This window comes from Virgibacillus kimchii (assembly GCF_055379185.1).
Genome location: NZ_AP043951.1, coordinates 1708662 through 1730411, shown reverse-complemented (window position 1 = coordinate 1730411; position 21750 = coordinate 1708662). Strand labels below are relative to the sequence as shown.

Annotated in this window: 20 protein-coding genes and 1 pseudogene; all 21 read left to right on the top strand. The window is 41.7% G+C overall.

The genetic code is table 11. The annotated features are described in order from the left end of the window. Positions 1-233 precede the first annotated feature (233 nt). The 21 genes and pseudogenes from ACZ42C_RS08685 to ACZ42C_RS08585 all read left to right on the top strand — a co-directional run bounded on the left by ACZ42C_RS08685 (position 234) and on the right by ACZ42C_RS08585 (position 21479). Positions 234-1127 (top strand): carbohydrate ABC transporter permease, encoded by an 894-nt coding sequence (locus tag ACZ42C_RS08685; RefSeq protein ID WP_461182195.1) that lies wholly within the window; start codon positions 234-236, stop codon positions 1125-1127. Positions 1128-1734: 607 nt separating this feature from the next. Next, the gene (locus ACZ42C_RS08680; protein WP_461182194.1) at positions 1735-2577 is read left to right on the top strand and encodes a carbohydrate ABC transporter permease; all 843 of its coding nucleotides are present in this window, start codon (positions 1735-1737) and stop codon (positions 2575-2577) included. 593 nt (positions 2578-3170) lie between these two features. Further along, on the top strand, positions 3171-5192 hold the full coding sequence (locus ACZ42C_RS08675; protein WP_461182193.1) for a glycoside hydrolase family 3 protein: 2022 nt from the start codon (positions 3171-3173) through the stop codon (positions 5190-5192). Between the two features lie 39 nt (positions 5193-5231). Continuing rightward, positions 5232-5711, top strand: coding sequence for a SipW-dependent-type signal peptide-containing protein (locus ACZ42C_RS08670; protein ID WP_461182192.1), 480 nt, complete (start codon positions 5232-5234; stop codon positions 5709-5711). Positions 5712-5777: 66 nt separating this feature from the next. Continuing rightward, entirely contained in the window at positions 5778-6347 is a 570-nt protein-coding gene (gene sipW, locus ACZ42C_RS08665; RefSeq protein ID WP_461182191.1) for a signal peptidase I SipW, read from the top strand. Positions 6348-6391: 44 nt separating this feature from the next. Next, on the top strand, positions 6392-6976 hold the full coding sequence (locus ACZ42C_RS08660; protein ID WP_461182190.1) for a TasA family protein: 585 nt from the start codon (positions 6392-6394) through the stop codon (positions 6974-6976). 222 nt (positions 6977-7198) lie between these two features. Then, positions 7199-8437, top strand: a pseudogene (locus ACZ42C_RS08655) (exo-beta-N-acetylmuramidase NamZ family protein); the annotation flags it as partial. Beyond that, positions 8414-8701 carry an FIMAH domain-containing protein gene (locus ACZ42C_RS08650; protein WP_461182223.1) on the top strand — a complete coding sequence of 96 codons (288 nt, stop codon included), beginning with the start codon at positions 8414-8416 and terminating at the stop codon, positions 8699-8701. The pseudogene ACZ42C_RS08655 and the gene ACZ42C_RS08650, both read left to right, overlap by 24 nt. A 118-nt stretch (positions 8702-8819) precedes the next feature. Then, complete coding sequence (locus ACZ42C_RS08645; protein ID WP_461182189.1) at positions 8820-9950, top strand: endonuclease/exonuclease/phosphatase family protein; 1131 nt, start codon at positions 8820-8822, stop codon at positions 9948-9950. A 414-nt stretch (positions 9951-10364) separates the two neighbouring features. Next, the gene (locus ACZ42C_RS08640) at positions 10365-11318 is read left to right on the top strand and encodes an agmatinase family protein (protein ID WP_461182188.1); all 954 of its coding nucleotides are present in this window, start codon (positions 10365-10367) and stop codon (positions 11316-11318) included. Positions 11319-11507: 189 nt separating this feature from the next. Further along, positions 11508-12824: a protoglobin domain-containing protein gene (locus ACZ42C_RS08635; protein WP_461182187.1), complete on the top strand. Its 1317-nt coding sequence runs from the start codon at positions 11508-11510 to the stop codon at positions 12822-12824. A gap of 214 nt (positions 12825-13038) precedes the next feature. Further along, positions 13039-13287 carry a hypothetical protein gene (locus ACZ42C_RS08630; protein ID WP_461182186.1) on the top strand — a complete coding sequence of 83 codons (249 nt, stop codon included), beginning with the start codon at positions 13039-13041 and terminating at the stop codon, positions 13285-13287. Positions 13288-13420: 133 nt separating this feature from the next. Next, on the top strand, positions 13421-14395 hold the full coding sequence (locus ACZ42C_RS08625; RefSeq protein WP_461182185.1) for a DMT family transporter: 975 nt from the start codon (positions 13421-13423) through the stop codon (positions 14393-14395). 288 nt (positions 14396-14683) lie between these two features. Beyond that, positions 14684-14764, top strand: a complete 81-nt coding sequence (locus ACZ42C_RS08620) for a putative holin-like toxin (protein WP_461182222.1) — start codon at positions 14684-14686, stop codon at positions 14762-14764. A 539-nt stretch (positions 14765-15303) separates the two neighbouring features. Next, positions 15304-16506, top strand: coding sequence for a CynX/NimT family MFS transporter (locus tag ACZ42C_RS08615; RefSeq protein ID WP_461182184.1), 1203 nt, complete (start codon positions 15304-15306; stop codon positions 16504-16506). 175 nt (positions 16507-16681) lie between these two features. After that, on the top strand, positions 16682-16870 hold the full coding sequence (locus tag ACZ42C_RS08610) for a hypothetical protein (RefSeq protein WP_461182183.1): 189 nt from the start codon (positions 16682-16684) through the stop codon (positions 16868-16870). A gap of 102 nt (positions 16871-16972) precedes the next feature. Continuing rightward, positions 16973-18154: an MDR family MFS transporter gene (locus tag ACZ42C_RS08605; protein ID WP_461182182.1), complete on the top strand. Its 1182-nt coding sequence runs from the start codon at positions 16973-16975 to the stop codon at positions 18152-18154. 17 nt (positions 18155-18171) lie between these two features. Beyond that, positions 18172-18906, top strand: a complete 735-nt coding sequence (locus ACZ42C_RS08600; RefSeq protein ID WP_461182181.1) for a Cof-type HAD-IIB family hydrolase — start codon at positions 18172-18174, stop codon at positions 18904-18906. Between the two features lie 133 nt (positions 18907-19039). Next, positions 19040-19216, top strand: coding sequence for a cold-shock protein (locus ACZ42C_RS08595; RefSeq protein ID WP_461182180.1), 177 nt, complete (start codon positions 19040-19042; stop codon positions 19214-19216). A gap of 197 nt (positions 19217-19413) precedes the next feature. Further along, positions 19414-20934 carry an aldehyde dehydrogenase gene (adh, locus tag ACZ42C_RS08590; protein ID WP_461182179.1) on the top strand — a complete coding sequence of 507 codons (1521 nt, stop codon included), beginning with the start codon at positions 19414-19416 and terminating at the stop codon, positions 20932-20934. A 179-nt stretch (positions 20935-21113) separates the two neighbouring features. Next, on the top strand, positions 21114-21479 hold the full coding sequence (locus tag ACZ42C_RS08585) for a DUF779 domain-containing protein (protein ID WP_461182178.1): 366 nt from the start codon (positions 21114-21116) through the stop codon (positions 21477-21479). Positions 21480-21750 lie beyond the last annotated feature (271 nt).

The window sequence follows — 21750 nt, the reverse complement described above, 5'->3', positions numbered from 1 at the left end:
TGGTGTACGGGACATAGCCAGGCCAAAACAGTTACGCTATGTCCTGTACAGTTATTTTATCTTTTACGGGTAAAGGAAGCAAAAGCTTTCTTCCCTGAAATATATTAGGGGATGCGGGTCTGACCTTGAGACTGTTGAAGTTTTGCCGCTAAAGCTTGCCCTTAAAAGGAAGTAAAGAAAGTGAAATACGCTTTTAAGGCGACAAGCCAAGTTTTCTAAGAAAGAGTGATTGGATGGTACAATCAAAGAAACAAAAATACATATTCCTGGCATTTTGTTTAGTGCCGACATTTGTGATGTTTTCTATATTTACATTATACCCATTGTTCAGTGGCTTGTACTATTCATTTTTTGACTGGTCCGGTGCATCACATAACCGGGAATTTGTCGGATTTGACAATTATGTACGCCTATTTAATGATGCAATTATTCCCCGTACGATTATTCATGATTATTTTCTGGTCGTAACCAAAATTATTGGAATTATGGCAATGGCCTTGTTTTTTGCTGTTGCATTAACACAATTGAAAATTAAGGAAGCACCATTTTACCGCATTGTCTTTTTCTTTCCCAACATTATGTCTGTAGTGGTCATTGGTATTCTATGGACATTCATCTATAATCCTTCCATGGGTCTCGTGAACTCCGGTTTGGAATTCCTTGGTCTGGAAGCTTTGGCGCGTCCGTGGCTGGGAAGTGAAACATGGGCATTGCCAAGCCTGGTTTTGCCGTCCATCTGGGCAGGGATTGGTTTGTTTCTCCTCATGCTTATGGGAGGGATCTCCAATATTTCCAAGAGCTATTATGAGGCAGCTGAAATTGATGGAGCGACGGAATGGCAGCAGTTTTGGAGGGTTACCCTGCCGCTTATATGGCCGCAAATCAAAATTTCCGTGCTGTATATTATCATTACGACATTAAATGGTTCCTTTATCCTTGTGCAGGTGATGACCGGCGGTGGACCGAATAATGCCACCCACGTGATGGGGTCCTATCTGTATCAGCAGGCATTTGAACAATATAATTTCGGATATGGAGCAACCATCGGTGTCATGATTCTGGTACTATCCTTAATCACTGTCCTGTTCTTCCAGTTTCTGATGCGCAGGGAAAAAGTGGAGTACTAGTTTTTAAAGAAAGGGTTTTTTCTGAAAGATTATTGCTTTTTATTCTCTCGGTTGAAGTAACTTTAAATATTATTAGAGCACGGAAATACCGCTCCGGAAATACACTACGCTTTCCGCGGGTGGCTGGTGAGCCTCCTCGTGCTGACGCACTGCGGGGTCTCACCTATGCCATTCCTCCCGCAGGAGTCTCCGTGTATTTCCTCCGCTAGCGATGGAATTCCGGTTTGGGTACTGATAGCCTTGACCCGGGGACATAAAGTAATGAAAGCATCGCCTTGTCCGCCACGGGAGCTCTTGACCAGCTACTGAATCACATCAATTTTTTACAACTGGGCCAATCATAGGCAGTGGGCAAGGAACAATTTACAGTATACTTTCAAGACGTATGTACCTTTTAACAAGGCCTTCTATCTGGAAGTGTAGTTTTCACGGTCTTCTAAAGGTTCAATAAGTCACACCAGTTACATCGCAGTTTACATTAGTTCAGTCACATATAAGCGTGGTCAGTTACCGAACGGCAATAATTTTCCTGCGTTTGGTCAATCATTTCCGTGGGGCTGGAATTAATGTGCAGCATTGTTATTGTAATAGAAAGGAGGAAACAATAGTGAGACGAACTGTCGGCCAGATGCTTGGCAGAACCGGAATTAGGATACCGTTAATCCTTTGGACAATTGCCGTATTGTATCCAATTATTTGGATGTTTATCGGCTCCTTTAAGTCGAATGCGGAAATATACAGAAATCCATGGGGGCTGCCGGAAACATTTAATTGGCAAAACTTTGTTGATGCCTGGACAAATTATAATATAGATACGAGTGTATTCAACAGTTTAATAGTTACAGTATTAGGTGCGATCTTAACATTGATTATGGCTATACCCACCGCATATGCCATTGAACGTATAAACTTTCGCGGCAGCAGTTTTTTATTTACATTATACATCTCTGCCATGATGATCCCGATGGTGCTCGGATGGATTCCATTGTTTTTCCTGTTGATGGAATTGAATTTATTGGATAATATTTATGGGCTGGCTATTGTATATGCTGTCAGTCAGCTGCCGTTTACTATATTTGTGCTGACAAGTTTTATGAGCACCATTCCAAAATCACTGGAGGAATCAGCTGCTATGGACGGCATGTCCCCTTATATGGTGTTATGGAAAATCATTACACCGCTCAGCATGTCGGGAATTATTACCGTTACCATCATGAACACAATTCAATTTTGGAACGAATATTTCATGGCACTGATTTTCCTGCAATCATCGGAAAATTATACATTGGCGCTTGCCATTGATTTTATTGCCAGTGAAGCTCAGTATACGAATGCATGGGGCACACTATTTGCAAGTCTCGTGATTGCTATCGTACCCGTCATCATCCTTTACGCCATTTTCCAACGCCGAATCGCCAAAGGCATGACAGAAGGGGCGATAAAAGGATGAAACAGCATGAAGGAACTCCGATTGCGGTATGACGATGTAAACAAAAAATAATAAGTTAGGTATTTATTCCTGTGGAGGAAGTATTGATCCACAGGAATTTTTTGTGAAGGCAATAGAAATATCCGAACTTTATCCTGGAAATAACTGTAACTCAATATATTAGAAAGCGCAAATGTCTCGTCAATCTCATTAACTCTGAAATAAATGCCCGCAAGTGCAACAGGGGAAGTAGTCCCATGCAGCAGTTCTTTAGAATCAGGTATACTTTCCCGGTTTTGCCTGAAGACTATTTCCATCATCCTATTTTGCTACATTTAGACATGGTTCTTTTTCATTATTTTTTAAAAATTTAAAAATATGTATAGAAATTTTGTAAACGATCTGTTATTGTCATATTTAATAGAATACATAAGGGATTTATTGACATCTTTGACCACAAAACGCAAAGAGAGGCAGGTGACATTTAAAAAACAGAGGAAATAACGGGGGGTCATGAATTACAGGACGTAAGCACATAATATAGTTCAAGAAAAATAATGTTGCAACGGTAATACCCTCCCGGTCCTGCAAAATAATGTAAAGGAGGAATATCTTTGAAGCCAAACCGGTGGGTGGTTGGTTTGTCGATTATTTGCATCATGATGTTTCCATTCCAAACTTCTGCAAATCAGGTGCCTGGAGATGATTATGCTGGTGAAATTGAAGATATAATGGAAAACATGACGCTGGAGGAGAAAGTCGGACAATTGTTTATTGTTCATGTATACGGTACAACGCCAACGGATCCGGACTACGAAGATATTAACCTGAATAATAATCGTGGTGGAAAGAATTTTAAAGAGGTCATTGAAAATTACCACATTGGGGGGGTTTTATATTTTAATTGGACAGATAATATTGGCACCCCGCTTGATGCACAGCAGGTAAATGGATTATCCAACGGACTTCAGGAAATAGCAATGGAAGAGTCATCCATTCCGTTGTTCATTTCCATAGATCAGGAAGGCGGAATTGTACAAAGAGCAACCAGTCCGGCAACAGTATTTCCTGGAAACATGGCCCTCGGCGCCACAGGTTCTGAACAATTAGCTTCCGAGAGTGGCAGTATCCTCGGCAAGGAAATGAACGCACTTGGTGTAAATATGAATTTTGCACCGACTGTGGATGTAAATGTTAATCCTGACAATCCGGTCATCGGTGTCCGTTCCTATGGGGAAGACCCGGAGCTGGTTTCCAAGCTTGGAGTTGCACAGATTACAGCGATGGAAAACGAAAATGTCATCACTTCAGCAAAACACTTTCCGGGGCATGGGGATACAGATGTGGATTCACACTACGGTCTGCCGATCATAGAGAGTGATTTGGAAACTTTGTATGAAGTAGACTTAAAGCCTTTCCGGGACGCGGTTGACGCAGGTATTGGCTCCATTATGACAGCCCATATCGTCGTTCCTGCGCTGGATGATTCAGGATTGCCCGCAACCCTTTCCAAACCGATTCTTACTGATTTGCTGCGGGATGAAATGGGTTATGAGGGTCTAATTATAACGGACAGTCTTGGAATGGCCGGAGCGGATATTTACCCGCCTGAACAAGTACCAGTGGAAGCATTTAAAGCAGGAGCGGATCTTTTATTGAATCCGCCGAATGTAGAAGTGGCATATAACGGCATGCTGGATGCTGTGGAGTCAGGTGAAGTGAGTATGGAGAGGTTGGATGAATCCGTCTTCCGTATTCTACAGGCAAAAATGGATTATGGTTACTTTGAAGACCCATTTACGGACTCTGAAGCAATAAATAATATTGGGACTGATGCTCATTTACAGACAGCACAGGAAATTGCCGATAAAAGTATTACCCTCGTAAAAAATGATAATGAGGCGTTACCGGTCAACAATGATGAAAGCGTTTTAGTTACCGGACCATCTGCAGCCAACCCGGCTGAAATCGCAGAACAGTTGGAAAAGCTGGGCATAGAAGCCAATAGCTTTACAACAGCCGCGAGTCCAACCGAAGCAGAAATTGTTGAAGCAGGTGAACAAGCTGCCGATGCAGATAAGGTCATCGTTACAACCTATACGGCAAATACAAACGCTGCCCAACAGGATTTGGTACAGGCGATGGTTGATACAGATAAACCGGTCATAGCGGCAGCAATGCGTAACCCGTACGACCTAATGGAATTCCCGGAGGTGGATGCATATTTGAATGCATACAGCTACCTGGATGTATCTACCAATGCGATGGCAAATGCGCTTGCAGGAGAAATTAACCCGTTTGGGAAATTACCTGTCACCATTCCTGACCTTTTTGACATAAACCATGGTATAGATTATGTGGACAAGCCATTGTCCGCAGAAGGAATAAAAGAAATGGCGGATGATCTTCTGGAAGAAGGGGAAATTTCCAATGAGGAGGCCCACCGTACGATATCCATGCACCTCGCTGCAGTACAGCAGTATGAAGAAGGGGAACAACAGGATAAAGTGATACGGCATATAGAAAGCTTTCAAATGTTGACGGACCATTATAAAGATGCCGGTGTTATTTCAGATAAAGCCTTCAGTTACCTGGATACGCGTACCATCAGATACATGGAATTGTGGACAGAGTAACAGAAAACATTTATTTCAGGTAAAGAGGAGGAAGATGGAATGAAATCGAGCCCGAAGAAAAAGAAAACAAACAAATACACGAAAATTTCATTGCAGATTCTCTCCATCATGTATCTTCTGTTTTTGATTATTCACCAGGTCCATTCACCAACGACTGCCTATTTTACCGACTCCGACACGGTAGAGGGAACCATCGAAACAGATATGGTCTTTGATGACGAGGCGAAAGATGCCAAAGTCACAGAGGAAAGCAATAGGAATGAGGGTGAAGCAAAGGATGAAAATACCAAAACAGAACTGAGTGATGAGCAAAATGAACAGCAAAAAGATAATAAAAATGAATCATCAGATGCTGAAATGGAAGATGAGAAAAAAGAAAAAGCGCAGGACAAGCAAGAAGGAAATAAAGGAGAAGCTGCAGTAGAAGATACTGAACAGGAAGAAGATACAGAAACCGAAGAAGCGCAGGAACAAGTGGAGACAGAGGAAAAAGAAGAAACTGAAGACGTGCAAGAATGATCAAAGTGTTAAGTGAGAAGCATCAGTATATCAGACACTGTTATTTAATGAAAAGGGTGGTCAAGCATGAACGGAGGCAAAAAAGCAATTAAATTTATAAGCAGCCTGACTACAACACTGCTAATGGTTGTCTTACTGGTTACCCTATTTATGGTTGTCATTACAAAAGCATCCGGAAATGAAGCGAATCTATTTGGCTATCAGATTAAAACAGTATTATCAGGCTCCATGGAACCAGTTTTTGAGACCGGGTCGATTATTGCAATTAAGACAGGCGGAGATATGACCCGGTTTCAGGAAGGAGACATCATTACCTTTCAAATGGATGAAGATATACTGGTGACACACAGAGTGACCGAAGTGAATAATGCTGGTCAGGAATACATGACAAAAGGGGATGCAAATGACGGAGCGGATTTGAATCCGGTGACTTCGGAAAATATTGTCGGGGAATACACCGGCTTCACTGTCCCTTATGCCGGGTATGTAATGAACTTTGCAAATACGAGAGAAGGGGCAGCACTTCTTCTCATTGTACCGGGAGTCTTCTTTATCGGTTATGCCATGATTACGATCGGGCGAACGGTAAGACATGTGAAAAAGCTGGTGGAAAAAGAAGAAGTAAAGGCAGAGTAGGATTGTTTATAAAATATTAGATGAATAAAAGGGGAGAAATACAAATGAACATTAAAAAACAATTAAGTATGGGGATTATGTCAGCGGCTTTGGGAATCTCTTTAATCGGTGGAGGTACTTTTGCCTATTTCAGTGACACGGTAACAACGGAAAATACGTTTGCAGCGGGTACACTGGATCTGGCTGCCGAACCGGAAACGATTATCAATGTGGACAATATGAAACCAGGGGATTCCATGGTTCGTACATTTGAGCTCCAAAATAATGGATCACTTGACATTCATCGGGTCTTTCTTGACACCGAATATACGGTGGATGATGCAGAAGGAAATAATACGGAAGATTTTGGTGAGCACATCGAAGTGGAATTTTTATACAACGTAGACAAGCTGGATGAAGTTATATTCAGCACCACTCTTGCAGAACTAAGGGATATGACACCGGAAGCAGTCGGAGAGCATGCGTTGAACCCAATTCTGGGTGAAGGGTTACCGTCCGGTGACTTTGATGATTTAGTAGTGAAATTTAACTTTGTGGATAATGGCGAAGATCAAAACCAATTCCAGGGAGATGCACTGGAACTGGAGTGGACATTCACAGCAACACAAACTGAAGGTGAAGAGCTTTAAAGTACAGATATAGCAAAGAAAAAGGGAATACCGGAACCGGCTGGTATTTCCTTTTTTAAAACAATAGCGGCGAAATTTATAAAAATGCTCACTAAATATGAAAAACTTATTTTATACGGGATATTTCAAGATCCGGTAGTACACCCTCAGTATAACCGTAAATAACATCCTCGAGCTAACAGCAAAGAAAGCATACTATTTTATCCATGTGGAGGTTTAATTATGAAAAAGTTAAGTATTGCGGCTTTTGCGCTGTTGTTGATTTTAGGTTCCCTTACAGTGGCGGCAATGGCTGCCCAGGAAGTAACAACAGAGGATGATTCCGCCAATGAATTAAAGCTTGGTGTTGAAGTTTTGCTTGATGAACAAATGGAACTATTGGAAGGGAAAAGGGTTGGGTTAATTACCAATCCGACCGGGGTTGATCAGGAGTTGAATCATATTGTTGATGTGCTTCATAATGATCCGGAAGTGGAATTAACCGCATTATACGGGCCAGAACATGGAGTTCGCGGCGATGCCCAGGCTGGTGATTATGTGGAGTTTTACATCGATGAAATTACTGGTCTGCCAGTTTACAGCTTGTATGGACAAACAAGAAAGCCTACACCGGAAATGCTGGAAGATGTCGATGTTTTACTATTTGATATCCAGGATGTAGGCGCCCGTTTCTATACGTATATTTACACCATGGCTTATGCAATGGAAGCGGCACAGGAAAACGATTTGGAATTTGTCGTGCTGGACCGGCCGAACCCAATAAGCGGATACGATGTCGAGGGACCGGTGCTTGATCCGGAATATGCTTCCTTCGTCGGAAACTACCCGATTCCATTGCGTCACGCCATGACAGTAGGAGAACTGGCACTTCTCTTTAATGAAGAATTTGAAATTCATGCAGATATAACAGTAGTGGAAATGACCGGCTGGGAAAGAGGTATGTATTATGATGATACTGACCTGGAATTTGTCATGCCATCACCAAACATGCCTACATTGGATACGGCTTTGGTTTATCCGGGAGCCGCTTTTATTGAAGGGACCAATCTTTCTGAAGGAAGAGGTACAACGAAACCATTTGAATTATTGGGTGCGCCTTTTGTAAATAGCACAGAGTTTGCTGCGGCAATGAATGATCTTGATTTACCTGGTGTTACCTTCAGGGCAGCTTCATTTACGCCGATGTTTTCCAAGCATAGCGGGGATCTGAGTCACGGGGTGCAAATTCATGTTACCGACAAAGAAACTTTTAAGCCGGTGGAAACAGGGCTTCATACCGTTAAAATGCTGCACGATATGTACACGGATGAGGTGGAGTTGACCGCATTCTTTGATAACCTGCTCGGTAACGGATGGATTCGTGAAGCGATTGAGAATGGTGAATCAGTGGACTCCATGGTAGCCGAATGGCAGGAAGAGCTGCGGGAATTTAAAGACCTGCGCCAGGATTATCTGCTTTATAAAATTACTGTAGCTGAGCTTCAGGGTTTGCTTGAAGAATTGGAAGCATCCGGAGATGTGACTGAAGAGGCGATGCGGGCATTAAGCATGCACCTGATTGCTGTAGAGCAATTTGAAGGAAATGGAGATGGTGAAAAAGTAGCCAATCATATGGAAGGTTTTATGCTGCTCCTGGATCAGCAATTTGACAATGAATTCATGGATGAACAGGCATATGATCGCCTTAAAGCAGATGCTGATGATTTGTACAAACAGTGGAAATAAAAAGTTCAATTACTCCCCCTTTTGCATCTTGCAGAAGGGGAATTTGTGTTGGTTACTGTTGACTGAAATAACAGTTGAACAATGGACTGGTATAAATAATAAACAGGAGTGAATACAAATGAAAAAGTTGTTTGTCCTTGCTTTCGCATTTTTCTTTTTCTTTTCCTGCTTCCATATTGTAACGGCCAGTGAAAAAGAAGATGATCATGAAACAAAGGTTTCTGCCACAGTTGCAACGTATAACATGGCTGCTGGCACAGGAATGGATGGAGCGTATGACCTGGATAGAATTGCTGATACAATTAGTGAAACTGATGCAGATATAATAGGTTTGCAGGAGGTGGATGTTCATTGGGGCAGTAGAAGTCAATATGAGAATACCATCGAGATCCTGGCGGAAAAATTGGACATGCATTATTTTTTTGCACCAATTTATAGTTATGAGCCAGTAGAAGATGGTGCTCCAAGAAGAGAGTATGGAGTCGGGCTTTTAAGTAAATATCCCATCCTACATGCAGAGAATAGAGAAATAACAAGGTTGTCTACGCAGGATGCTGATCCTGTACCAACGTTAATGCCAGGTTTTCTGGAGGCGGAAATAGATATAAATGGAGAAAATGTTTGGTTTTATGTCACACATCTTGACTATCGCGGAGATCCGACGATCCGGGAGATGCAAATTGATGACATGTTCGAAGTGATGTCACTGGATAGGCCTAATTTGTTACTGGGCGATTTGAATGCAAGACCTGATGCAGAGGAACTGGAGCCGCTCTTTAACTGGTTTGATGATGCATGGGAACAAAATGAAGAGCCGGGCTATACCTTTCCTGCAGATTCGCCGGATCGAAGAATTGATTATATATTAACTTCACCAAGAATGAAGGTGAATGCTGCGCAAATCACTCATTCGACTGCATCTGATCATTTACCGGTAACAGCAGAAATCACGTTGCCACGGGGAAATAATTCGCAGTCTATAGCAGAGATGAAAACCCTTGTGGAAAAATTCGCTGAAAAAGGAGAGTTTACTTCTGCGGAGCCCGTGCATGCGCTTAACGTTCACTTGACTGCTCTGGATCATTTTGAAGAACATCATCAAGCCGAGAAATTAATCAAACATCTGGAAGGTTTACAGGTTTTATTGAATTATCAATCAGATCAGGAAGTGGTCACTGACAGAACATACACCGAGTTATATTCAGATACATTATATTTAAAAGAGAAGTGGACAGAAATTTCGAATTAGTTATAAAAAAGTTAATGTCTTTATGATTGTGTATGCACCCTGTCGGCCTTTAATAAAACAACAACCTCTTTTTGCCCGGTCATCGTAACGGGTACAAAAGAGGTTTTTTATAAGGGTGCAAAAAGGGTATAGGATAAAAGCAGTCTGTCCAAAATTCAAAATCGGGAGGAAGATTTAGGAATATGCCATTGATGGATGGACGCTTATTTTGATTTGCAATACCAATGCCATTATTGGTAATATGAGCAATAATTACCTTCTTTAGAACAGGGAAAATGAAGATTCTCGCCCCCGCGCTATCCAGTTTGGCTGTCGTGATATTCAGACTGGTTGGTAAAGGTCCTTCAGACGAGATCATAGAAGAGTATGATAAAGTAACAGGAGTCAAATAGAAATAATACAGGAGGATGAAAAATGAGTCAGGATAGGATATATGGGAATACACCTTGTTTTTTAAGCGGCAAAAAAGTAAAAGTGGATGATGATTCTGTTATGGATAAAGATGTATTGGTTTATGGCGTTCCGTGGGAAGGGGCGGTAACTTGGGGAGATTACACAGGGTGTGAGCTTGGCCCCAAAGTGATCCGTTTAAGTTCTGCACGCTATTCGGGTTATCTGCCTGAACTCAACCATATCGACGTCTTTTCCCATTACTCAATTGGGGATTTAGGTGATGTGGATGTTGTACCTGCAGATACGAATGAAACAATGCAGCGGATTGAAAGCTTTGCGGATAAGGTGTGGAAGACAGGCAAGTTCCCGATCGCACTGGGTGGGGATCACGGCATCACGTATCCGATTGTAAAAGCATTAAGTGAAGAAGTTGACGGACAGGTTGGCATCATTCATCTGGATGCCCATTACGATAACGCAAAAGAATATGACGGGGAAATATATGCAAGGAATACTCCATTTCACCGGATTTATGAGAGTGAAAGTGTGCGGAATGAAAGCATTGTACATCTTGGCATCCACGGACCGCGCAATAAGCCCGAATCCGGCCAATTTGCTGAAGAGGCCGGTGCAAAAACCATTACAATCAGGGATATTCGAAAAACGAATAATCTGGATGAAGTAGCCAAAAAAGTGTATGATCTGGCAAGCGAAGGGACGGAAGCTGTTTATCTGAGCATATGCAGTGACGTGCTGGACTTTGCCTTTAATCCGGGTGGACCTGTTGATGGGAATGGATTGACTTCCTACGAGCTGCTTGAGTTAATCCATGCTTTTGCCAAAATGGGTATTCGGGGAATGGATTACGTAGAAGTATATCCCCAACAGGATGTGAATGATAATTCCTCACACTTCGTTTCTTATGCAGCATTGTATGCATTAGCCGGAAATATCCTGTATGAACAGAAGAAATAGAAAAAGTGCCGCTTCCGCTGGGAGGCGGCTATTCTTTTGGTGAAATTCGATAAACTTCGACAAAAACCGGGGAGTGACATATTTTTACGGTGGGACGAGCATTTAGCACAGTCCCAGGCACCGGCTACAACATTTTCTTCATGCTGCCGATATAAGGGGTAGCCGCATTAAAAAGGAGCATATTGAGGTATGAAAAGACTGCTTAGAAGTAGAAAACATCACGGGGTTAATCAAGTTCTATTAACGGAAAGGCTGGAGGAAATGAGTCCGGTTATTCAGGTTCAGGCCGGATCAGATTTGGATCACCAGCTGAAGATGCTTGATATTTCCAGGACGGACTTGGCGGTTGCCCAAGTATTAAAGCCATACGTGGAAAAAGAGAGTACAGAAATTATTGATGCGTTTTATAAAAACCTGGAGCATCATCCACCATTACTTGAAATCATTAACGAGAACAGTTCCATTGATCGACTTAAAAAAACATTAAAAAGACATGTTGTCGAAATGTTTGCAGGTGAAATGAATGACGCTTTCATCGAAAAGAGAAAAATCATTGCCCATATTCATGTGAAAATCGGGTTAACACAAAAGTGGTATATAGCTTCTTTTCAAAAGCTGTTTGATGGTTTGTATAATATTATTTTCCGTAATTTGCAGCATGAAGAGGATCGTTTACTTGCCTTAAAGGTTGTGAACAAATTACTCAATCTGGAGCAACAGGTTGTGCTGGAAGCCTATGACGACGAAGTAACTCAGATGAAAGAATCCAGTCTTCAGTCTAAGTTGGAAACAGTGGCATCATTGGAAGAAACTTCGGTAGATTTAGCGTCCCTGGCTCAGCAGACAAATGCTTCTTTTGAAGAAATGACAGCACAGCTAGACGTGATTTCCAATAATTCTAAGACAGGAACAACCCTGGCACTGGAAGCAAAGGATGCTGCTGACGAAGGAAGAGTCCGGTTGGAGGACATGGGAAATTCCGTTTCTAATATGGAAGACAGTACTTCCAAGGTGACGGACGATATGTCGACCCTGGAAGCCACAGCTTCACAAATTAAAGAAATTATAGAAATTGTAAAATCCATTGCAGACCAAACCAATCTGCTGGCCTTAAATGCATCGATTGAAGCAGCAAGAGCAGGGGAACATGGGCGCGGTTTCGCTGTAGTGGCAGATGAAGTACGGAAATTAGCCGAGCAGACAGGAAGCTCTGTAACCAATGTGACAGAACTTGTTCAACAGACGAATGAACAAATTCACAACAGTTCCGCATCGATCGTACAAGTGCAGGAATTTCTCTCTGATGTAAAGAAGGGATTGAAAAACACAGAAACCACATTTGTCAAAATCGACGAAAGCATGGAAAATACTATTACAAGCAATAAAAATATCCAGGGTGATCTGGAAACGGTTGTCCATGTGATTAATGACATTGGACAATCCGCTTCGACATTATCCGAATCAGCTGATAAACTGAGCCAGGTTATGGAAGAAATGCAGGAATAATGAAAAAGTTACACATATGGTGACTGAACGTATCCATTCGAGAACATCCGGAAGTGACAAATTTCTCGGTTTGAAACACAAATATCGCATACCCCGCCCCCTACTAAATACCTACAAAGGGGGTGGAAAGATCGTTCTTTATGCACTTGTAGGTAATTTATTCAGGTGATAGGATAGCAATGTCGATATTAAAAACAGCGAGGGAGGGAACAGGTTGACCAAACAAATGCTGGAAGATTTGTTGCATGCAATTACGGACCTGTTGGATGAATTGGATGATATAAAAACGAACAGTCACCAAATCAAGGATCTTTACTCTGATCTGGAACTTCAAGTAAATGATATTGAATTAAATATAGATGGGTTGGAGAAGAACCTGAAAGAATTGGACGATAAAATAGCGTTAATTGCAGAGGGGCAGGAGCGAAAACCGAATAGCATCATAGCGGAGGACATCATTTAAAAATGAGCATGCAGAAGCAGGCTTATTTTTTTTGTAATATATAACGCAGAACCGGTCCGCTGAAAAGAAATGGGGAGGATATCGACTGTCCCCTTGTTCCTCTGCTATAATTTGTACAGGGGGATTGTATGCAATGACAAATAGATTAAACCTTTTACTGGAAGCTTTGCAAAAAAACAAGGCGCTTTTGTGGCTGCTTATCATTTGCATTACTTTAATATGGGGCTATGCCTGGGTGCTGATGAAAGCATCTTTGCAATATATGGGTCCTTTTACATTTTCGGCATTTCGCTTTAGCATCGGAGCAGTAACCTTACTGCTGGTGATCTGGCTTTTAAAAACAGGTCTGCCTCCCAAGAAATACATAAAACATATAATTCTCATTGGATTATTACAGACATCAGCTGTTTTCCTGCTCGTTATGTACGGACTCTTGTTCGTTGATGCGGGGAAATCTTCCGTCATTTTATACTCCATGCCGCTATTCAGCACTTTGCTTGCGATAAAATTCCTTGGTGAAAAAATCAACACAGCAAAATTTATTGGCCTATGTATGGGTTTGCTTGGCTTAGTAACTATTTTAGGGTGGGATATATTTATTGGACAGCCCCAAGAGGCTATTATCGGTCAACTGCTGATTGTTCTGGCAGCCATTGCCTGGGCCATTTCCAATATATATTACCGGCTGAAGGTACAACATTTGCCAAAACTCCAGGTGTCCGCCATCCAAATGACGTTTGGTGCAATGGGAATAATAATTGCAGCAGGCTTCATGGAGTGGAATGAGCCGGTTATTTTAAACGCAGAAAGTATTTATTATATTGTATTTACCGGTGTCCTGGCCTCAGCCTTATGTTTTACAGCGTGGTTTTTTATTATCAGTCTGATTGATATGGCAACGGCAACCATCTCGACTTTGCTTGTCCCCATGTTCGGTTTGTTTTTCAGCAGCCTCATTCTGAATGAAGAATTGACGCTTGGTGTAATCAGCGGCTCTGTATTGATTATATCCGGTATCATCATTGCTCAAGTAAAAAGCCCGAAAAAATCTCAAGGCGATCATACAACACGTCGGAATAACAACAGACATCAGCCGGACAGCGGATAACCAATGTCGCAAAAATTCAGATATATGCATTACCAACGATGCATTCTTTGGCATAAGATAAAATATACAAGCATTTATCCAGCTTGTGTAAGCTATTTTGGGAAAACAGCACATTCGACACGTTAAGATATACAAAAAAATGCACACCTACCCCGTGACAGAACAAATATTCCTATTTTCATGTATGTTTGCATTTTGGCAAGTCATACTAGGAATGAGCAAACGCTTATCGGGAGTTCTGTTAACCCCGACTAGCAAAGGGGGTGATGCTGTTTGGGTGTCTTCGAAGTGTTTATGCTGATGTTTGCATTCGGTTCGTTTATCCTTACGCTTTTGACACTCATCGTACGGATGATCAACAAAAAATAGACCTCCTGGATTGAGGCCTATTTTCCGGAATGCTGTGCCCAGATGAACAGCATATCAAATGGACCGCAGTACCAGCTGCGGTCTTATTTAGTATATGCAACCTTACACCTAGAGTATACTGCGTACCGGATAATTAGCCAAGGAAAATAAAAGTACAAAAACTTTTCAAATAGACATGATCTATGGGAATACGTTAGAAAAACCTAATATTAGACAGTATGGAAGGTTGGCAACATCGACTAGTGGAGAAAGGGAAGTGTATATTCAACAATATGTGCAATCCCTTTTACAATTGACTAATTTGAAATCATAGTTAAAAAGTCCCGATTTCAAAGTGGATTCCATTCTCCTGAAGGGTTCCGCCACGTTTCCTACCTCATAGATGATGAAAACCTAACTTGTCAATTTCCCTGTTTTAAAGTAAGAGCATTTATGGACAAAATTTATTCTCATTTCGTTTCTGATGCCTGTGCAGTTTCTTTTTCTCAGTTGATTATTATGCTATATTCTTATATAGGGTAAAAGAAAGGAATTGTTGTATGAACATACAGGATCAGCAAAAGAATCAATTATACCGTGTCTTATTAATTGCGGGCATCATCATTGTGGCAATAAATTTACGGCCTGCCATCACTTCTGTTGGCCCGCTCATTGGTACCATACGTGATGATATAGGCTTATCGAATTGGAGTGCAGGTATATTAACCAGCCTTCCGCTGGTCGCATTTGCGGTGCTGTCCCCCCTTGTCCCCAAGCTGGGAAATCGATATACGAATAAAGTTATTATGCTTGCCGGGTTAATCCTTTTATTCATCGGGGTCAGCATTCGTTCTTTTTCTTTTGTTTTTTTTCTATTTCTAGGAACTTTGTTTGTTGGTTTGGGCATAGCGATTTGTAATGTACTGCTCCCTGCGGTCATTAAAGATAAATTTCCTGCAAAAGTTGGATTGATGACAAGTATTTATTCGACAGTGATGGGGATTTTTGCCGCAACCGCATCCGGCGTCAGTGTACCAATTGCTTCGGGAATGGGATTCGGCTGGCAGGTTGCCCTGCTTGTTTGGTCGATTCCAGCAGTAATTGGCATTGTTATATGGATCTATCTGGTGAAAAAACCGGATGCAACTGACGAGAAAGAGATGAAGTTTGTAAGTACCTCGGACAATCGTATGTGGAAATCTTCATTAGCCTGGCAGGTGGCAGCTTTCATGGGACTTCAGTCCTTCCTTTTTTATGTGACGATTTCCTGGCTGCCGGAAATTTTGCACCATTACGGTTTAACTTTGACTGCTGCAGGTTGGATGCTGTCCTTCACTCAGTTTGTCGGTCTTCCGGCAAGTTTTATTGTTCCTGTTCTGGCCGGAAAATTTACTTCGCAACGCTCGATTGTAATTACACTTGGAGCCCTGTCAGTAACCGGTTACGGCGGCCTGCTGCTTGGGCAGTCAATGGCGGTTCTAGTGATCAGTTCAATATTCATTGGCCTGGCGCTCAGTGGTTCATTTGCACTCGCTTTGACTTTTCTTGGTCTTCGCGCCCGTGATGCCAGACAGGCTTCCGAGTTATCCGGGATGGCTCAATCCCTTGGATATGTGCTGGCCGCTACAGGACCCATGTTTATCGGATACTTATTTGATCTGACTCAGACATGGTCCATGCCACTTGTTATGCTGATCATTGTAACTATACTCGTAACTTTGTTCGGCCTGGGAGCAGGTCGGAATCGGTTTGTGCTTGATTAATGCAGGATGGAAGTGACCTGATGGAGGTTTGCCTGAAATTAAGCAGGTAATGGCACCTGGTCTATTTATGAGCTGCGTGCAATACAGCAATTTCCTGATAGTCACTTCCATGGTGGGTAATCCTTTTTAAACCTAAAACAGCAACTAATAATAGAGAATAGTAAGGGAGATTAACATGTCGGATGTTGCAAAAAGACTGATCACAGAAGCTGTCGGGTGGGTATTCGCAGCCATTGGCGCGTATTATGTATATGAAAATACTTCAAATGTCCTGGCCTATATTATCCTAGTGCTGGGTATTATACTTGTTCTCACTAATTTTCCATTTACAGGTTATTCGAAGAGAAGAAAACCCCGGAAATAATACAGGAGAAGTGAAAATAATAAGGGGTAAAAAACCTATTGCTTAGCTTTCCGAAATATATTAAACTAACGTAGATCATATGTGGAATGTGAGATGATAGGGATGCCAAAAATGATTTGGCTGTTGGTAATTGCGACGACTATTAACGTTACCGGGGCCTCTTTTTTATGGCCTTTAAACACGATATACATGCATAACGAGCTCGGCAGAAGTTTGGCTTTTGCGGGGTTTATTTTAATGCTCAATCAGGCTGCGTCGATTGCAGGAAACCTGATTGGTGGAGCATTATTTGATAAAATCAGTGCCTATAAAACAATCCTGTTTGGTACAGGTTTTGCCATGACTGCAGCATTTTTTCTTTCTTTTTTACATGAAAATATTACAGCTTACTCGATCCTGCTTATTATGATTGGGTTTGGGGCAGGGGTTACCTGGCCGGTAATGTTTGCGATGGCTGGCTCTCTTTGGCCTGAAGGAGGAAGACGCGCATTTAATGCCATCTATGTAGCCCAAAATCTGGGAGTGGCACTTGGCGCAACCATTGGGGGATATATAGCAAGCATCTCTTTTGATTACATTTTTATGGCAAATGCTTCTCTTTTTCTTGTTTTTTTCCTGATTGTTGTCATTACCTTTAAACCAATGGACCAGGAACGCGACAGACAAATGCAGGCCTCTGTTATGGATCAGCGTGGGGAGATCAAAAGCAAATCTGCTTTTACTGCCTTAATTATTTTGTGCAGCGGGTTTTTAATCACCTGGCTGGCATACAGTCAGTGGCAGTCGACGATTGCTTCACATACCCAGGATATCGGAATTCCATTGGAACAATATAGTACATTATGGGCGATTAATGGTTTCCTTATCGTTTTAGGTCAACCTTTGGTAAAATGGTTTGCAGGGAAGGTAACTTCACAAAAGAAGCATATTTATATAGGGAACACTATTTTAATGGCTTCCTTTACGCTTGCCATGTTTTCCGATATCTTTACGATGTTTGCGGTGGCAATGGTAATTTTAACGCTGGGAGAAATGCTTGTTTGGCCTGCGGTTCCAACCCTTGCCAATGAGCTGGCACCGAGAAACCGCAAAGGGTTTTACCAGGGAATGGTTAACAGTACAGCGGCGGCAGGCAGAATGACAGGTCCCCTGATCGGTGGACTGATTGTTGATTTATTCAATATTGAACTGTTATTCTTCATTTTGCTGACATTACTTCTCATTCCTTATTTTACAACGTATTTTTATGATAAGCGTATAAAACAAAAACAGCAGGCTGCTTAGAATGGAGGAGTTAATCTTTGGAACGTAAGATTAAATTAGTAGCTTTGGACATGGATGGTACTTTATTAAACAGCGACCAGGAAATTTCGGATTATACAAAAGAAGTTATTCAAAAAGCACTTGATAAAGATATTCATGTTGTGTTAAGTACAGGGCGATGGCTTAAGTCATGTTATCCATATGCCGAGGAGTTAAATCTAACCTCCTATTTGGTTACTGTAAATGGCGGCGAAATCTGGACGATGGATAAAGAATTGATTGATCGGCATTTGCTGCCGGCGGAAAAAGTGGAAAAAATGTGGCATATTGGTAAAGATGTCGGTGTGCATATGTGGATGATGGCAACCGATGAGCCGTTTCGCAACACGCCGCCGGATAATTTTTACCATTATGACTGGCTTAAATTCGGCTGTCATTCCCTTGAACAGGGAAAGCTGGATAAAATGGTCGAAAAGCTTTCCTATATTAAAGGTTTGGAACTTACAAATTCCATGCCGAACAATATCGAGGCAAATCCTGAAGGTGTAAACAAGGCAGCAGCTTTAAAAAAGGTTTGCTGGGAAATCGGAATTACGATGGATGAAGTAATGGCTTGCGGGGATAGTTTGAATGATATTAAAATGATCCAGGAAGCTGGAATTGGTGTGGCGATGGGCAATGCCCAGGAAGCGATATTAAAAGCGGCTGATGTAGTGACGGATACGAATGACCGGGATGGCGTGGCAAAGGCGATGGAGCGGTATGTACTGTAAATGAGAAGAAGATATGTAAAATTAATTGTAATGACAAGCAGCAGATTTTGCTTCAGTTAACCCAATCTCTTCAACTCGCATTGTATATGGAATGCGAAAGGAGTATAATAAGAAGGGAAAGGAGATGCTGACATTGTCATTTTACCGTAAAGAAGAAGTCCCTGAAGTGGAAACCGCTGTATGGTCATGTACCAGTGCTGATTGTTCGGGGTGGATGCGTGAATCATACAGTTTTGAAAAAGAACCTGAATGCCCGCTGTGTAAATCCTCTATGGAGCAGGAAACAAGGGTCCTGCCGGAGTTGAAATAAGTTATAGTATCTCTGTTTTAATTAAATTTTGCTTGGAAAAGACGTTGGGATGCCCGCGTCTTTTTTTGTGTTTTAATAATTTGAATCCTGCAATAAGATAATACTGGAATAATATTGCTTACATAGAAATAAGATGAAATAGAGCGTCTTGTCCTTCATCAATTAATTATTTTACAAAACCAAGGAGGAGTAGTTATATGAGGTATGTAAATCCAAATACGGAAGGTTCACTTGTGACCTTCCAGAAAAGGTATGACAATTTTATTGGGGGAGAGTACCGTCCACCGGCAAGCGGATTGTATTTTGAGAATGTGAGTCCTGTTACCGGTGAAGTTTTCTGTGAGATAGCGAGGTCGAATAAGGAAGATGTGGAAGCAGCAGTAGAAGCAGCATATCAAGCAAAAGAGGCATGGGGAAAAACATCTGTAGCCGAGCGGGCAAATATTTTAAATAAAATTGCTGATAGAATGGAAGAGAATCTGGAAATGCTAGCAGTGGCGGAAACTTGGGATAATGGAAAGGCAGTGAGGGAACCGCTGGCTGCTGATATTCCTTTAGCAGTGGATCATTTTCGCTATTTTGCCGGAGTTATTCGAGCGCAGGAAGGTGGCATCAGCCAAATTGACGATGACACGGTAGCTTATCATTTTCATGAGCCACTGGGTGTCGTTGGCCAAATCATTCCATGGAACTTCCCGCTATTGATGGCAACTTGGAAACTTGCTCCGGCACTGGCTGCAGGGAATTGTGTTGTTTTAAAGCCGGCAGAACAAACGCCAGCATCTATCCATGTATGGATGGAACTGATTCAGGATCTCTTGCCGCCTGGTGTTGTTAATATTGTAAACGGATTTGGTGTGGAAGCAGGGAAACCACTGGCATCAAACAGCCGGATTTCCAAGGTTGCATTTACAGGGGAAACAACAACAGGGCGTCTGATTATGCAGTATGCTTCAGAAAATATAATTCCAGTTACATTAGAACTTGGTGGAAAATCCCCAAATATTTTCTTTGAAGATGTCATGGATAAAGATGATGCTCTTCTCGACAAGGCTGTTGAAGGCATGGTTATGTTTGCCTTAAACCAGGGTGAAGTTTGTACGTGTCCGTCGCGTGCGCTGGTTCATGAGTCTATTTATGATACATTTATGGAGCGGGCAATTGAAAGGGTCAATCAGATTAAAATTGGACATCCACTTGATACAGAAACGATGATGGGAGCACAAGCTTCCATGGAACAGATGGAAAAAATCAAATCTTATCTGGACATTGGTAAACAGGAAGGCGCTGAGATTCTAGTTGGCGGAAATGTAAACAAGCTTGAAGGGGAATTGGAAGGCGGCTATTACGTAGAGCCAACTATTTTTAAAGGCGACAACAGTATGCGTATCTTTCAGGAGGAGATTTTTGGACCAGTTCTATCCTTAACAACTTTTAAAGATAAGGAAGAAGCAATGGAAGTAGCAAATGATACATTATACGGCTTGGGTGCAGGTGTCTGGACGCGTAATATTAATGATGCTTATCGGTTTGGCCGTGGAATAGAAGCCGGTCGTGTATGGACGAATTGTTATCACCAGTATCCAGCGCACGCAGCGTTTGGTGGATACAAGAAATCCGGAATAGGCCGGGAAAATCATCTGATGATGCTGGGACATTATCAGCAGACAAAGAACCTGTTGGTCAGTTATAGTGAAGGAGCTGCTGGGTTGTTCTAAAGTTGCTGTAAAGCTTAGAAAAAAGGAGTTATGGTTACGCCGTAGCTCCTTTTTTGCATTGTTATATGAACGAGAGGCAGGCTGGTTTTCTGATATCGTTCAGGAAGGAAGTATCAATTTTTCCACGGCATATGCATATATTAGTTAAGGTTTAACCAGAAATAAATAGGGGGGATATGATGACTGATCGGGTAAAGGCAACAAATGAGGCGCTGGATCTGATTAATGTACTTAAAAGTATGCACGGAAACTTAATGTTTCACCAGTCTGGAGGGTGTTGTGACGGTAGTTCACCGATGTGTTATCCCAGAGGGGAGTTTCGAGTTGGCGAGTCAGACCTGCTGCTTGGAAATATTGGAGATACTCCTTTCTACATCTCGAAAGACCAGTATGAGTATTGGAAACATACACAGTTAATTATAGATGCCGTAGATGGACGCGGAGGGATGTTTTCGCTGGAAGGGCCGGAAGGAAAACGGTTTTTGACAAGGTCACGAGTGTTTACGGAGGGGGAGAAAGAGGAGTTGGAAAAGGCAAATAATTAACGTAGACCGTCAAATCTCGGGAAGGTTTGGCGGTTTATTATGTAGTAGAAATACTAATGCATTTCTAAAGATTATTACAGGGATAGCATTATTTTGTATATGCTTTGTGTTAATCTATAAAATAACAAACAAATATTTTGTTTTGCTAATTTAATCAAAAAGATAATTTGCTGTTATTGGTAATATTTAATGAAAATTAAAATATAGAAATATGTTTGAAAAAATAATGAAAACTTTTTCTGTTTATTGGAAAATACTTCATGAAATGGTA